Annotated in this window: 18 protein-coding genes; 8 read left to right on the top strand and 10 right to left on the bottom strand. The window is 67.1% G+C overall.

Features of this window, described 5'->3' with window-relative positions; all coding sequences use genetic code 11:
* Window positions 1-38: 38 nt before the first annotated feature.
* The 7 genes from KPL74_17755 to KPL74_17725 form a co-directional block, all read right to left on the bottom strand.
* Entirely contained in the window at window positions 39-308 is a 270-nt protein-coding gene (locus tag KPL74_17755; GenBank protein QWT19579.1) for a transposase, read from the bottom strand.
* A 136-nt stretch (window positions 309-444) separates the two neighbouring features.
* On the bottom strand, window positions 445-1,116 hold the full coding sequence (locus tag KPL74_17750) for a YecA family protein (GenBank protein QWT19578.1): 672 nt from the start codon (window positions 1,114-1,116) through the stop codon (window positions 445-447).
* Window positions 1,113-1,880, bottom strand: a complete 768-nt coding sequence (xth, locus tag KPL74_17745) for an exodeoxyribonuclease III (GenBank protein QWT19577.1) — start codon at window positions 1,878-1,880, stop codon at window positions 1,113-1,115. Before xth ends, KPL74_17750 begins: the two co-directional genes overlap by 4 nt.
* Before the next feature lie 60 nt (window positions 1,881-1,940).
* Entirely contained in the window at window positions 1,941-3,989 is a 2,049-nt protein-coding gene (locus KPL74_17740) for a M3 family metallopeptidase (protein QWT19576.1), read from the bottom strand.
* Between the two features lie 87 nt (window positions 3,990-4,076).
* Window positions 4,077-4,610: a gamma carbonic anhydrase family protein gene (locus KPL74_17735; GenBank protein ID QWT19575.1), complete on the bottom strand. Its 534-nt coding sequence runs from the start codon at window positions 4,608-4,610 to the stop codon at window positions 4,077-4,079.
* A gap of 111 nt (window positions 4,611-4,721) precedes the next feature.
* A complete protein-coding gene (locus KPL74_17730) occupies window positions 4,722-5,030 on the bottom strand; it encodes a hypothetical protein (GenBank protein QWT19574.1) in 309 nt (102 codons plus the stop codon).
* 104 nt (window positions 5,031-5,134) lie between these two features.
* Entirely contained in the window at window positions 5,135-5,665 is a 531-nt protein-coding gene (locus KPL74_17725; GenBank protein QWT19573.1) for a hypothetical protein, read from the bottom strand.
* A gap of 146 nt (window positions 5,666-5,811) precedes the next feature.
* Here KPL74_17725 and KPL74_17720 point away from each other — a divergent pair, with 146 nt between their 5' ends.
* Window positions 5,812-6,426, top strand: a complete 615-nt coding sequence (locus KPL74_17720; GenBank protein ID QWT19572.1) for a LysE family translocator — start codon at window positions 5,812-5,814, stop codon at window positions 6,424-6,426.
* Between the two features lie 50 nt (window positions 6,427-6,476).
* Entirely contained in the window at window positions 6,477-6,782 is a 306-nt protein-coding gene (locus KPL74_17715) for a hypothetical protein (GenBank protein QWT19571.1), read from the top strand.
* Between the two features lie 30 nt (window positions 6,783-6,812).
* Here KPL74_17715 and aroE read toward each other — a convergent pair whose 3' ends face one another.
* Entirely contained in the window at window positions 6,813-7,649 is an 837-nt protein-coding gene (aroE, locus tag KPL74_17710; protein QWT19570.1) for a shikimate dehydrogenase, read from the bottom strand.
* A 56-nt stretch (window positions 7,650-7,705) separates the two neighbouring features.
* Window positions 7,706-8,254 (bottom strand): lipocalin family protein, encoded by a 549-nt coding sequence (locus KPL74_17705; GenBank protein QWT19569.1) that lies wholly within the window; start codon window positions 8,252-8,254, stop codon window positions 7,706-7,708.
* A gap of 105 nt (window positions 8,255-8,359) precedes the next feature.
* On the opposite strand from KPL74_17705, the gene KPL74_17700 reads away from it, so the two are divergent.
* Entirely contained in the window at window positions 8,360-8,578 is a 219-nt protein-coding gene (locus tag KPL74_17700) for a hypothetical protein (GenBank protein ID QWT19568.1), read from the top strand.
* A gap of 111 nt (window positions 8,579-8,689) precedes the next feature.
* Here the strand turns inward: KPL74_17700 and KPL74_17695 are convergent, their stop codons facing one another.
* Window positions 8,690-10,174 (bottom strand): RimK family protein, encoded by a 1,485-nt coding sequence (locus KPL74_17695; GenBank protein QWT19567.1) that lies wholly within the window; start codon window positions 10,172-10,174, stop codon window positions 8,690-8,692.
* A gap of 221 nt (window positions 10,175-10,395) precedes the next feature.
* Here KPL74_17695 and KPL74_17690 point away from each other — a divergent pair, with 221 nt between their 5' ends.
* The 5 genes from KPL74_17690 (at window position 10,396) to KPL74_17670 (ending at window position 13,664) form a co-directional block, all read left to right on the top strand.
* A complete protein-coding gene (locus tag KPL74_17690) occupies window positions 10,396-10,866 on the top strand; it encodes a GNAT family N-acetyltransferase (GenBank protein QWT19566.1) in 471 nt (156 codons plus the stop codon).
* A 44-nt stretch (window positions 10,867-10,910) separates the two neighbouring features.
* Window positions 10,911-11,180: a lipoprotein gene (locus KPL74_17685; protein QWT19565.1), complete on the top strand. Its 270-nt coding sequence runs from the start codon at window positions 10,911-10,913 to the stop codon at window positions 11,178-11,180.
* A gap of 7 nt (window positions 11,181-11,187) precedes the next feature.
* Window positions 11,188-12,015, top strand: coding sequence for a diaminopimelate epimerase (dapF, locus tag KPL74_17680; GenBank protein ID QWT19564.1), 828 nt, complete (start codon window positions 11,188-11,190; stop codon window positions 12,013-12,015).
* 63 nt (window positions 12,016-12,078) lie between these two features.
* Entirely contained in the window at window positions 12,079-12,765 is a 687-nt protein-coding gene (locus KPL74_17675; GenBank protein QWT19563.1) for a DUF484 family protein, read from the top strand.
* Entirely contained in the window at window positions 12,762-13,664 is a 903-nt protein-coding gene (locus KPL74_17670; GenBank protein QWT19562.1) for a tyrosine recombinase XerC, read from the top strand. Before KPL74_17675 ends, KPL74_17670 begins: the two co-directional genes overlap by 4 nt.
* Window positions 13,665-13,756: the final 92 nt, after the last annotated feature.

Below are 13,756 nucleotides of genomic sequence, written 5' to 3'. Positions count from 1 at the left end.
GCAAGCCCGCCTTACCGGGATCGTGCCCCTCGCCGCATCTACCGCTTGCGTGACCAGCCAGGCGGCGGATTTTGGAGAAGGGCATCGAATTTTTTTAGGAATTCGACCTCGCCCTCCAACTGGGCAACGCGTTTGCGAAGCGCGGCCATTTCCTTGTCCTGCTCGGCCTTGCCAGGCGGATGGCTCCGACGCTCGCGCTCGGCAGCCACCCAGCGCCTAAGCGCAGTGGGACCCAGCCCAAACATCTTGCACACAGCCAACACCGGCTGCCCCTGGTCCACCACCAGGCGTACGGCTTCCTTCTGCACAGAAGGGTCTACAACTCGATATCCCATGGATCACCTCGGTAGAAAGTTTGCTCCTACCTCGTGGTCCATGGGAATTAGGCCACTACAGCCTGCGCGCGAACATCCCACGACACGGTGACGGCGTTGCCGCGTTACCTCAATGCACCCAATGCCCCGAACGCTGGCGCGGCGGATATTCCTCGCCGTCGCGGCGCGGGTGGGTCATCGCGCGGAGTTCTTCGTCGGTGGGCGGACGCTGGCGCCAGTAGTCGCCGACGGCGGCGAGGACCTCGGGCAACTGGCCCAGGCATTCGTCGTATTCGTCGTCGGTGAGCTTTTCGAATTCGGCATCGGCCTGCAGCACGCCTTCGTCCACGGCGAGGGCCATGACCGGGCCGAGCAACTGCATCAGCTCCGGGTCTTCGGCCAGGCGCGATTCCCACAGCTGGGCGCGCATGTCGATGCCGCGGCTGAAGCCTTCGCACCAGCCGGCCGCCGAAAGCAGCGGGCCTTCTTCGGTGTCGATTTCGCCGAGGATCGGTTCGTAGGCATCGACGTCGAGTTCGGCACTGACCGAGTCGTTGAGCTTGGCCAGCAGCGCCAGCACGCGGTTGCCCTCGTTCTCGTCGTCGAAGGCATCGTGCAGCACTTCGTGCAGCCATTCTTCCGGCTTCACTTCGAGCGGGCCCACGGCCACGGCCGAGAGCAGCCCGTGCACGCCGTCGAGCATGAGGTCGCCGTCACTACCGTGCACGCGCAGGTAGGTGTCGAGTTCCTCCAGTTCCTTATCGTCGAGGGAACTGGGCCATTCGGACTTGGGTACGTTCAAAGGTTCAACTCCAGCGCGACGGGCGCATGGTCGGACGGTTGCTCCCATTTCCGCGGCCCCTTGTCGATGATCGACGAAGTGGCGACGGCCTTGAGTGCATCGCTGATCAGGATGAGGTCGATCCGCAGCCCCATGTTGCGCCGGAACGCGGCCTGGCGGTAGTCCCACCAGCTGAAAATCCCGGCATCTTCGGTGAACAGGCGGAAACTGTCGTGAAGCCCCGTGTCGAAGATCGCCTGCAAGGCCGCGCGTTCCGGCGGTGAGCAGAAAATGTCCTCGCCCCAGGCGACCGGATCGTAGACGTCGCGGTCGTCGCGGCAGATGTTGAAATCGCCCAGCACCACCAGCTTCGGGTGCTTCGCCATTTCCTGCGCCACGAAGTCGCGCACCTTCTCCAGCCAGTGCAATTTATAGGTGTACTTCTCGTCGCCGAGCGCCTTGCCGTTCACCACATAAAGGTCGATGACGCGGATGTCGCCCACGGTCGCCGCGAGGATACGGCGCTGCGGATCGTCGAGGCCCGCGATGTCGGTGACGACGTCGCGCAGTTCGTCTTTCGCGAGGATGGCGACGCCGTTGTAGGTCTTCTGCCCGGAGAACACCGAGCGATAGCCCATGGCTGCGATCTCATCGACCGGGAACTTGTCGTCGGTGAGCTTGGTTTCCTGCAGCGCGACGATGTCCGGCTGCGCTTCTGCCAGCCACTGCTGGAGATGCGGCAGGCGGACCTTGAGCGAATTGACGTTCCACGAAGCGATCTTCATGGCGCCATTGTAATGGAAACCCGCGTGACGGCTGGGCGTCACGCGGGTTTCCGGGGGCGGTCAGGCCAGCCCGTAGCTCTTCAACAGCGCATCGGGTTCCGGCGCGCGGCCACGGAAGGCCGTGAACGAGGCCAGGGCGGGGCGGGTCGCGCCCACGGCGAGGATCTCGCGGCGGAAGCGGTCGCCCGTGGCGCGATCCAGCACGCCGGCCTGCTCGAACGGCTCGAAGGCGTCGGCCGAGAGCACCTCGGCCCACAGGTAGCTGTAGTAACCGGCCGAATAGCCGCCAGCGAAGATGTGGGTGAAGGCATGGGGGAAACGCTGCCACACGGGCGGGTGCAGGACGGAGACTTCCTTGCGCACTTCCTCAAGCACCTCCATCGGACGCGCACCGCGCGCCGGGTCGTATTCCAGGTGCAGGCGGAAGTCGAACAGGCCGAATTCCAGCTGGCGGACCAGGAACATGCCGGTCTGGAAGTAGCGTGCCTTGAGCATCCGCTCGTACAGGTCGTCCGGCAGCGGCTCCCCGGTCTGGTAGTGCTTCGCGAACAGCCGCAGGGCTTCCAGGTCCCAGGCGAAGTTCTCCATGAACTGGCTGGGCAGTTCCACCGCGTCCCATTCCACGCCGTCGATGCCACCGACGGACGGGATGTCCACTTCGGTCAGCATGTGATGGAGGCCGTGGCCGAATTCGTGGAACAGCGTGAGCACGTCGTCGTGCGTCAGCAAGGCCGGTGCGCCGTCGGTCGGCGGTGGGAAGTTGCAGGTGAGGAAGGCAACCGGGAGCTGCATGCGGTCGCCGTCGCGGAAGCGCGCCTCGCACACGTCCATCCACGCGCCGCCACGCTTGCCCGAGCGGGCATAGAGGTCGACGTACGCGCCAGCGAACACGCTGCCGTCGGCGTTGCAGAGATCGTAATAGCGGACGTCCTTGTTCCAGGTGTCGACGTCGTCGCGCGGATTGAAGGTCACGCCGTACAGGCGCTGGACTACGGCAAACAGGCCATCGACCACCTGCTGCGCGGGGAAATACGGCTTCAGCTGTTCCTCGTCCAGCGCGTAGCGTTCCTGGCGCAGGCGCTCGGCGGCGAAGGCCACGTCCCACGGCTCGAGGTTGTCGATCTTCAGGGTCTCGGTGGCGAAGCGGCGCAGTTCGGCGAGTTCCTCGCGGGCGCGCGGACGGGCCTTGGCGGCGAGGTTGCGCAGGAAATCGAGCACTTCCTGCGGCGACGTCGCCATCTTCGTCGCGAGCGATTCCTCGGCGGCGTTGGCGAAACCGAGCAACTGCGCGGCTTCGTGGCGAAGCGCGACGATCTTCTCGATCCGTTCGGAATTGTCGAACTTGCCCTTGTTCGGACCCTGATCCGAGGCACGCGTCTGGTAGGCGTAGTACACGTCGAAGCGCAGGTCGCGATTCTCGGCGTAGGTCAGCACGGCCTGCACGCTCGGCTGCTTGAGCGTCACCAGGTAGCCGTCGAGCTCCTGCTCGCGGGCGTACTCGCGCAGCACGGCACGGCCGGAAGCAGGGATGCCGGCGAGGTCGCGCTCGTCGGTGATGTGCTTGTGCCAGGCCTCGGTGGCATCGAGCACGGCATTGGAGAACTCGGTGGTCAGGCGCGACAGCTCGACGCCGATCTCGCGGAACCGTGTACGCGCCGGCTCTTCCAGCGCCACGCCGGAGAGACGGAAATCGCGCAACGCGTGCTCGACCGCGGCACGCGCGGCCACGGGCAGGCCGGCGAAATCCTCGCGATCGGCAACCGCCTGGGTGGCGGCGTAAAGCTCACGGTTCTGGCCGACCTCGATGCCGTGGTCGGTCAGCTTTTCCTCGGCGGCGCCGTGGACCTTGCGCAGCGCTTCGGAATCGGCCACCGAATGCAGGTGGCTGACCGGCGCCCACGCACGCGACAGGGCCTGGTCGAGGCGCTCCTGGGCGAGGATCACGTGCTCGAAATCGCGCTCGGCGCCGCCCGCGGTGATCTGGTCGATGCCGGCGCGCTGGGTGGCGATCAGGCGATCGACGGCAGGCTCGACGTGTTCCGGGCGGATGGCCGAGAAGGCAGGCAGGTCGCCGCTGGGATCGAGAAGCGGGTTGGTAGTGCTATCCATGGGTGTCTCCTTTGGACACCCAGCGTGGTGCTCTCGCGAGCCCAAATCAAGCCGCCCCGCACCACCCCGCTAAGCCCCTGTTTTCCCTCACCCCTCCCGCAAATACGAATCCTTCAACCGCACATAATTAGCCGCCGAGTAATAAAGCTGCTCCACCTGCGCATCGCTCAGCACCCTCACCATCTTTGCCGGGTTACCCACCCACAGCTCCCGCTCGCCGACCACCTTGCCCGGCGGCACCAGCGCACCCGCGGCCACGAAGGCATGCTTCTTCACCACGGCCCCGTCGAGCACGGTGGCATGCATGCCGATCAGGCAGGCGTCCTCGATGGTGCAAGCGTGGATGACCGCGCCATGGCCGATGGTCACGTCGTCGCCAATGATCGTCGGGAACCCACCCGGGCTATACGGACCGTCGTGGGTGACATGGATGATCGCGCCATCCTGCAGGTTGCTGCGCGCACCGATCCGGATGTGGTGCACGTCGCCGCGCGCCACCGCACCCGGCCAGACCGAGGCGTCGTCGCCCAGCTCCACCGCGCCGATAAGCGTGGCGGCAGGATCCACGTAAACGCGGGCGCCGAGGGTGGGCAAGATGCCGTTGAAAGGACGAATGGGCATGGGGGCGCGGAGCGTCAGTAGTAAAGCGCCAAGCGTAAGCCATCGCCCCGATCATTGCCGCCCGGCACCCGCGCCCGGCGGCAGCCGGCGATTTACGCTTACCGCTTTACCCTACTGAAACTTCCCGCCCACGATCCGCCCATCCCCATCCAGCTGCGGGAAATACCGGCTGTTGTTCATCCGCATTTCCCGGGTGGTCATCATGTCGGGCGTGACCAGGGTGACGTCGGGGTAGGCCGCGTGGAACTGGTCGGCGGTGGGGTGGGTGGCGATGAAGGCGTCGAACGCCTTCGTGTCGGTCACGAAACCGTGGACCGGGGCCGGGGTGGCGGCCTTGGAGGTCGCGGGCGCGGTCTGGCAGGCGCTGAGTGCGGCGCCGCCGAGGACGGCCATGAAGAACAACGTTCCGATGCGGGACATGGGGCAGGCTCCTTGCCTTGGGGGAGCGTGGATTATGCGACCGCAAGAACTGACGGACCATGAACCGGGTCGCGGAAGGGGATGCCCCTTCCGCGCGGTGTCGTTCAGCCGTTGCGCCGACGGATCGCGTCAGCCTTCGCCTCGTCCTCGGCCGTGACGACCTGCTGCTGGGCGTCGAGCTTGGCGCCGAGGATGATCAGCGTGTAGTTGGTCGGGTCGAAGTCGCGCAGCAGGGCGATCTCGCGGCGCGACTCTTCCAGTTCGCGGCGGTTGATCTGGCGCTCGATGTCCTTGGAGGCGAACGGGAGCGTTTCGCGCAGGGCATCCTGGGCGGTGGCGTTGGCCGCATCGAGCTGGAGGATCGACAGGTAGTACTCGTACGCGTTGTTGCCCTGGGGCGCGACCAGCCGGCCTTCCTTCGTGGCATCGCGGGCGAGGCCGAGGAGGATGTCGATTTCCGGCGAGCTGCCCTTGGTGACCTTGGGCTCCGGCAACTGCGCCGGGGCGTCGGCCTCGGCCAGCTCGGAGCGCTGGCGCATGGACAGCACGACGGCGGCCACCAGCAACACGACGGTGACGGCAATGACGATGATCGCGCGGCGGGGAACCGCGGCGAATCGGGTAGCGGAGATCATGGGGGAATTCCGTGGCACAGCCCGCGACCAGACCGGCCCCCTGTCGGCGCGGCCCCGGCGGGCGTGACATCTTCCCCGGCGCGTGTTGCAGATCGGCGACAAACGTGACGGCCACGACGGTTTCGACCTGACGTAGGATGGGCGGCATGCTCGACCTGCATGCCATTGCCGTCGTCCTCTCCGTCTATGTCGTAGGCGTGGTCATCCCTGGCCCGAATTTCGTCGCCGTGGCGCACAAGGCCGCGTCGACGAACACGGCCGATGCGCTGGCCATGGTCGGCGGCATCGTGGTGGTGAACCTGTTCTGGGCAACCTGCTCGATCCTCGGCGTCGGCATCGTGTTTGCCACGTTCCCGTGGATCGCGCTGGCCGTGAAAATCGCCGGCGCCGCCTACCTCGTCTGGTTCGGTGGCCGGCTGATCGTGAAGGCCGGCACGGGCAACGCGGCGCGGGTGGCCGAGGGCGGCCCGACCGTATGGCAGTCGTTCCGCGCGGGCGTCGCCACCAACATCGCCAATCCCAAGTCCATGGCGTTCTTCGCCGCCGTGTTCGCCGCGGCCGCGCCGCCGCACGTGAACCCCGCGACCTTCCTGGCCATGCTCGGCACCGTCGCCGCCGTCTCGTCCACCTGGTATTCGCTGGTCGCCGTGTTCTTCGCCGCGCCCCGGGTTGCCGCGCGCTACCGGCAATGGAAGAAGGCGATCGATCGCGTGTGCGGCTCGGTGATCGTGGCTCTCGGGATTCGCCAACTGGTTCGCTGAAACGTTTGCGTCATCCGGCGAGCCTAGCCTTCGGCCCATGGAGGTGTCCGATGCGTCATCCGCTCCGTGTCCTTTGCCCCACCCTCATGCTGGCCACGCTCGCCGGCTGTGCCGCCGCACCCGTCGCGCCCGCCGTCGCCGCCGCACCCACCACGGGAACGATCTCGGTGTCGTGCACCGAGGACGCGATCAGCGATGCGCCATGCCTCGGCGCAGCCCGCCGCGACTGCCCGCGGCCCTCGGTCGAAACGATCCACCTGGTGCTGCGCCAGCCGGAAGGCGACAAGGCCGCCTTCAAGTACCAGGCCACGTACACCTGCCCCCCGGTCCACGGAGCGCTCGTCGCACCGCATTGATGCCGCCGCCGTAGCGGCGAGCGAGCGCGATCAATACTGCTGGCGCAATTCGCGATAGACGGGATCGGTATCCGGGCGCTGGCCATGCCAGCGTTCGAACGCGTCGGCCGCCTGTTCCACCAGCATGCCCAGGCCGTCGCGGAACCAGTCCGGGCGGACGCCGGCGGCCAGGGCCCAGCCCTTGAATCCGGCCGCGGCGGCGCCGTAGCAAAGATCGTAAGCCGTGGAGTGATCCTGGACGATCGACATCGGCAGGTCGAAGCTGCCACCGACCACGCCGATCGAGGTGGCGTTGACGATCAGGTCGAAGCATTCGCCTTCCAGGCCGTCCCAGTAACGCGTGTGGCAGCGTGCGGGATCGCCGATGGCATCGGCGATCTCGTCGGCACGGTCGGGCGTGCGGTTGACGATGGTGAGCGTCTGCACGCCCGCGTCCATCAATGCCCATGCCACGGCCTTGGCCGCGCCGCCGGCACCCAGTAGCAGGGCATCGTGGCCACGCAGGTCGAAGCCGTGCCGTTCGGTGATGTCGCGGACGAAGCCGCTGCCATCGGTGTTATGCGCGGCGATGCGGCCGTCGACCAGCGGCGTCAGCGTGTTGGCGACGCCCGTGCGCAGCGCCGCCTCGCTGCGCTCACCGGCCAGGCCGAAGGCCGCGTGCTTGTGCGGCAACGTGACGTTGGCGCCGAGGCCACCCTCCGCGAAGAAGCGACGCACCGTGGCTTCGAAGGCCGCGGGTTCGGCGTCGATGGCCTCGTAGCTCAGCCGCAGGCCCAGCTGTCCGGCGAACGCCGCATGGATGCGGGGCGACAGCGAATGGGCGATGGGGTGGCCAAAGACGGCGAAACGATGCGCTTCAGCGCTCATGGACTCTCCTGGCTCGACGCCGGACGGCATGCCCGGTGGGGCGATTCTAGCAAGCCCTACTGGAATCCCGGCTTGCCCTGGTCGTCGGGCCGTTGCGGCACCTTGCGCATCTGTTCCACCGGATAGCCCTGGGCCCGGGCGACCCCGAGCAGGCGCTGGTAGACCGCGTCGTCGATCGCCTTGTCCTTCGACAGCACCCAGAGCATCTTCCGCGAGGGCAGGCCTACCAGGCTCACCCGATAGTCGTCCGACAGGGCGAGGATCGCGTAGTCGGCGCGGAACGGCCAAAGCAACTGGACCTTCCAGCGGCTGGCATCCTTTTCGTCCGGCAGCCACGCCTTGCCATGCCAGCTCTTCGCCGGCTGGTCGAAACCCTTCCGGTAATGGAACCAGTTGTCGATGGTCCCGTCGGGGCGCAGCCGGTACTCGTCGGCCGTCTCCACCTTGCCCTTCTCGAACATGTTCGGGATGTTCCCGATCACGTACCAGGTACCCATGTAACGGGGCAGGTCGACGTGATCGACCGTCTTCAGCGGCGCATTGGCCGCACAACTGGCGGCGGCGACGCCGGCCATCACAAGCAAGGCAGCAGGGAGACGGTTCATGGACCGAGGCTGCGACCTCTGGGGTCAACGCCGGGTCAACGGGTCGCGATCCGTGAGACAGCCGGCGCACACGATCGCTCCAACGACACCCGCCAGGAGCCCGCCATGCACGACAGCCTGACCCCGCGCCGCCTCACCGCCCTCATCGCCATGGCCTGGCTGGCCGCCGGCACCCTCCTGCTCCTGCTCACCCCGCTATCCGCCCGCAGCGAGACCCTGGGCTGGACGCCCACCTTCTGGCTTCTGCTCGCACCGATCAGCATCCTGCTGGCCATGAAGCCAAGGCTCCCCCTCGACCTCCTCCGCACCCTCCTCAAACTGTAGGAGCGCGCCCGCGCGCGACCGATACCCCAGAATCAGCCGGCATCGCGGATTCAGCCGTCATCACGAGTAACCGGAATCACCCGATCAGCCGGCATCGCGGATGAACCAGCATCACAACTGAATCCCCAACCGCTTCATCTCCAGCCGCCGCAGGAACTCCTGCATGATCCGCAGGTAAAGGTCCTCGCCCAGGTAGGCATCCTCGACACCGGCATCGATCGACGGATTGTCGTTCACCTCGATCACCACCGCGCGGTCGCCGACCTGCTTCAGGTCCACGCCGTATAGGCCATCGCCGATGGTCTGCGTCGCCTTCAGCGCCAGCTTCACCACATCCGATGGTGCCTCGCGCACCGGCACCGTGCGGAAGCCACCCGACTTCGCCGTGCCCTTCGCGCCGTGGTTGTAGATCTGCCAGTGGCCGCGCGACATGAAGTACTGGCAGGCATACAGCGGCTCGTGGTTCAGCACGCCGATGCGCCAGTCGAACTCCGTGTAGAGGAACTCCTGCGCAATCACCAGCGCGCTATGCGAGAACAACTCGGAGGCTGCCTTTTCCAGCGCCTCGGGCGTCTCCACCTTCACCACGCCTCGCGAGAACGAACCATCGGGAATCTTCAGCACGATGGGCATGCCCAGGCGTTCGGGCAGGTCACGCAGGCGCTTCGCGTCGTCGCGGTAAAGGATCTCCGTCTTCGGCGTGGCCAGCTTGCGCGCGACCATCAAGTCGTTGAGGAAGATCTTGTTCGTGCAACGCAGGATCGACGTCGGATCGTCCATCACCACCATGCCTTCGCGCTCGGCACGGTGGGCAAAGCGATACGTATGGTTGGCGATGGCCGTCGTTTCGCGGATGAACAAGCCGTCGTACTCGGCGAGGCGCTGGAAGTCGTTCTTGCCGATCGGGTCGACCTCGATGCCGAGGTGCTTTCCCGCTTCAATGAAGTGCTTCAACGCCTTCTTGTTCGACGGCGGCATCGCCTCGTTCGGATCGACCAGCATGGCGATGTCGTAGCGATACTGGCGGCGTGCACGCGGCCGGCGCCAGATCTTCCGCGAGAACTTCTCCAGTGCCGCGGCGAAGGCGTCTTCCTGCGCATCGTCCAAAGTATGCAGGCCCACCGCCTTCACCGACGAGATCTGCCAGAAGCGCTCGCGCTCGAACTCGATGCGCATGAGCGGGCAGGGGAAGTGGTCGAAGATCTGCCGCGCAAGATCTTGCAGGTCGGGGTAGGCGGTTTCGCCGAAGTACACCAGCACGCCGAAGTCGGTGGTGTCGCGACCGCCGGCCGGCAGGAAGTTTTCCAGCTTTTCGTTGAGGTCGTCGATCTGCAGGCCATACAGCGAACGGCGGCGCAGGTCGTTCACCGTGCGCACCGACGGGATCACCTTGTGCCCGCGGGCTTCGGCCAGCAAGGACACGTAGTAGCCGGTGCCCAGGTACTTGTAGCTGCGGCACAGGTTGATGACGTGGGTGCGTTCGTCGTCGCCGCCAACCGGCTCGCGCAGGTAGTCCATGGCGCTGACGACATCGACGGACGGGTAATACGAGCCCCAGTCCGAGGCTTTCTCCACGACGATGACAAGCCGGCTCATGTGACCTCGATTCCACGGCGTATACCTTGCATCGACCCCGCCCGGGGCCGATCGTTCGCCGGTGGCGCAGTGTGTGCCGGGTTGCAACAAGGCACAAGGCGGCAGCGCCGGACGGCATGACGACGAATTTAGGAAAAAGTCATTGATCCGTCAGCCTGCCGGGTCTACAGTGCCGCGCTTGCCCCGCCCCCCCCCACTTCGCGCCGGAGTCAGCAAAGCGCATGCGTCCACCCCCGGTAACCGCCGCGGTACGCGTTCGTCGTGCCGAGGTCAGTGACCTTGACGACCTGGTCGCCCTCGAAGAGGCGACCTTCGACACGGATCGCCTGAGCCGCGCCCAGTACCGCAAGCACCTCGATAGCGAAACCGCGCAGGTGCTCGTCGCCAGCGCGAACCATCGCCGCTTCCTTGGCACCGCCGTGGTGTTCTTCCGCAGGGCCACCACCGTGGCGCGTCTGTATTCGATCGCGACCAAGCCAGAGGCCCGCGGCAAGGGCGTCGGCTCGGCGCTGATCGAAGCCGCCGAAGATGCCGCCCGCCTGCGCGGCTGCCGGGCGCTTCGCCTGGAAGTACGCAAGGACAACGCCGTCGCCATCCGCCTGTACGAGCGCCTTGGTTACCGTCGCATCGGCGAGTACGTGAAGTACTACGGCGACGGCGCCGATGCCCTGCGCCTGGAAAAGGCGCTTTGAGCCGACCGGGGGCTATACTGGCCGCCGTTTCCGGGAAGACGCCCATGCGCCGACTGATCCTGCCCCTCGTCGCCATCGCCTGCGCCGCCGCCAGCCTCCAGGGCTGCGGCAACAAGGGTGATCTTTACCTGCCGCCGCCGCCCGCGCCGGGTACCACGGCGAAGCCCGCGGCTGCACCGCCGCAGGGCCACCAGGGACAGACGCTGCAGCAGGCGACCAGCCCCGCCGTGCAGCCGGCCCGTGCATCCACCGTGGATTCGCCGGCGCCCGCCAGCACCACGATGATGCCGTTCAACCCGATCATCCATCAGTAACGCCGCCATGCCGTCCCGCTTTACCAAGATGCATGGGATCGGCAACGATTTCGTCATCGTGGACTGGCGCGAGGACGCCGGGCGCGTGCCCAACGCGGCGCGCATCGCGGCGCTGGCCGATCGCCACACCGGGGTCGGTTTCGACCAGCTGATCAGCATCGAGCCACCGCGCGACCCGTCCTGCGAGTTCTACTACGGCATCTGGAATGCCGATGGTTCGGCCTCGGGGCAGTGCGGTAACGGCGTTCGCTGCGTAGCCGCCTGGCTGTATCGCGATGGCGTGATCGAACGCGACACGCCGGTGCGGCTGGAAAGCCCGTCCGGCCCGGTCACCGTCAAGGTCGTCGACGAACACACGGTGACCGTCGACATGGGCGAGCCCGATTTCGATCCGGGCCACGTGCCACTCGACCACGCGGCGCACGCGACCTACACCGTCCACGTGGACGGCGAGGACGTGAGCTTTGGCGCCGTATCCATGGGTAACCCGCACGGCGTCGTCTTCGTCGACGACCTGGCCGACCCGCGGATCGACCGGCTTGGGCCCTTGCTCACTGCCGATCCGATCTTCCCGCAGGGAGCCAACATCGGCTTCGTCCAGCGGGTGGCGGTCGACCAGCTGCGCCTGCGCGTGCACGAACGCGGCAGTGGCTGGACCCGCGCATGCGGCACGGGGGCCTGTGCGGCCGCCGCCGTATCCCAGGCCCTGGGCCTCGCCGCACCGGTGGTCGCCGTGGAACTGCCCGGCGGCACGCTGCGCATCGAATGGCACGGACCGGGTCATTCGCTGTGGATGACCGGGCCGGCCGCGTTCGTTTTCGAAGGCGAAGTGTGACGAACACACGCTAAAGCGTGCACACTCGACGCCAGCAAGAAGCATGACGAAGGACAGCACACCATGACCGACACCGCGATCGACGGCGACATCAAGCCAGCCACCGTGGCGTCGTACCTGCGCCGGCATCCGGACTTCCTGATCGATTACCCGGACCTGGCCAACGCGCTGGTGATGCCCAGTGCCAATGGGCCGGCGGCAGCCTTGTCGGTGCACCAGCTGCGCGTGTTGCGGGAAAAGAACGCCGAGCTGGAAGGGCGCCTGCGCGACCTCTCCGGCATCGCCGGCGACAACGAAGCCCTCATGCGCCGCGTCCATGGGCTGATGCTCGCCCTGTTGGGCGCCAGCGATATCGAAGAGACGGTGCGCCACGTGGTCCGCCGCCTGACCGACGACTTCAAGTCCGAGCGCGTTCGCCTGGTCTTCTTCGGCGACCTGGCCGGCCTGCCCGACGAACCCTGGCTGCTGCGCGAAGCCCGTGGCCCGGCCGGCCTGCCAGAGTTCGCTTCGTTCCTCGAGCACGGCGACCCGGTCGCCGGGCGCCTCGCGCCCGACAAGCTGCATCGCCTGTTCGGCGACGCCGCGCCCGACGTGCGCTCGGCCGCGCTGATGCGGATCGGCCCCGATGCCCTGCTCGCCATCGGCAGCGCCGATGCCGACCGGTTCCACCCGGGCATGGGCACGCTGTTCCTGGACATGATCTCGACCACGGTCGGCTCCGCGATCGACCGGGCCCGGAAGGCCGCGTGATCCCGCGCGAGGCCGTCGAGGCCTTCCTGCGCCACTTCGCCGCCGAGCGCGCGCCGTCTGTCCACACCCTAGCCGCCTACCGGCGCGACCTGGAGAAACTGCTCCGCTTCATGGAGCACGAAGGCATTGGCTCATTCGATGCGCTGTCGCCCGAGCGACTACGCAGCATGGTGGCGCGCGAGCATCGTGGCAGTGGCAAGGGCCACGACGACGGCCTGGAGCCGGCCAGCCTGCAGCGGCTGCTCTCCGCCTGCCGCAGCCTGTTCCGCTACCTCACCCGCGAAGGCCAGCTGGCGCATGACCCGGCCGCCGGCGTGCGCGGTCCCAAAGTGCGCCGCAAGTTGCCCCAGGTGCTGGATGCCGACGAGGCCAAGGAACTGGTCGAGACCAACCTGGGCGGATCGCTGGCCCCGCGCGACACCGCCATGATGGAACTGTTCTATTCCAGCGGCCTGCGCCTGTCCGAACTCTGCGGCCTGCGCTGGGACGACCTGGACATGGAAGAGGGCATGGTCCGCGTGCTCGGCAAGGGCAACAAGACGCGGATCCTGCCAGTGGGCCGGTTCGCCATCGCGGCCCTGCGCGCGCTGGCCGCCCTGGGGGGCGTCGGTCCTGGCCAGGCCGTGTTCAAGGGCCGCGGCGACGGCCCGATCAGCCCGCGCACCGTGCAGGCCAGGCTGGCCAAACTCTCCAGCGGCCAGGCCAAGCGCGTCCACCCGCACATGCTCCGGCACACCTTCGCCAGCCACATGCTCGAATCCTCCGGCGACCTGCGCTCGGTGCAGGAGCTGCTCGGCCACGCCGACATCGCAACGACCCAGATCTACACCCACCTGGACTTCCAGCACCTGGCCCGGGTCTACGACGCGGCTCATCCGCGGGCGAAGCGGAAGGGCTGAAAGAGGGGGTGGGGGGGTGGGGAGTGGGGGCGCACGAATACGCGCAGCAGTGGGTTGTAGCGCCCCCACTTCCCATCCCCCATCTCCCGCTC

The sequence above is a fragment of the Bacillus sp. NP157 genome (assembly GCA_018889975.1).
Classification (GTDB): Bacteria; Pseudomonadota; Gammaproteobacteria; order Xanthomonadales; family Rhodanobacteraceae; genus Luteibacter.
Note: the sequence above shows the minus strand (reverse complement) of the source record. Positions and strands in the feature narration are given on the sequence as shown.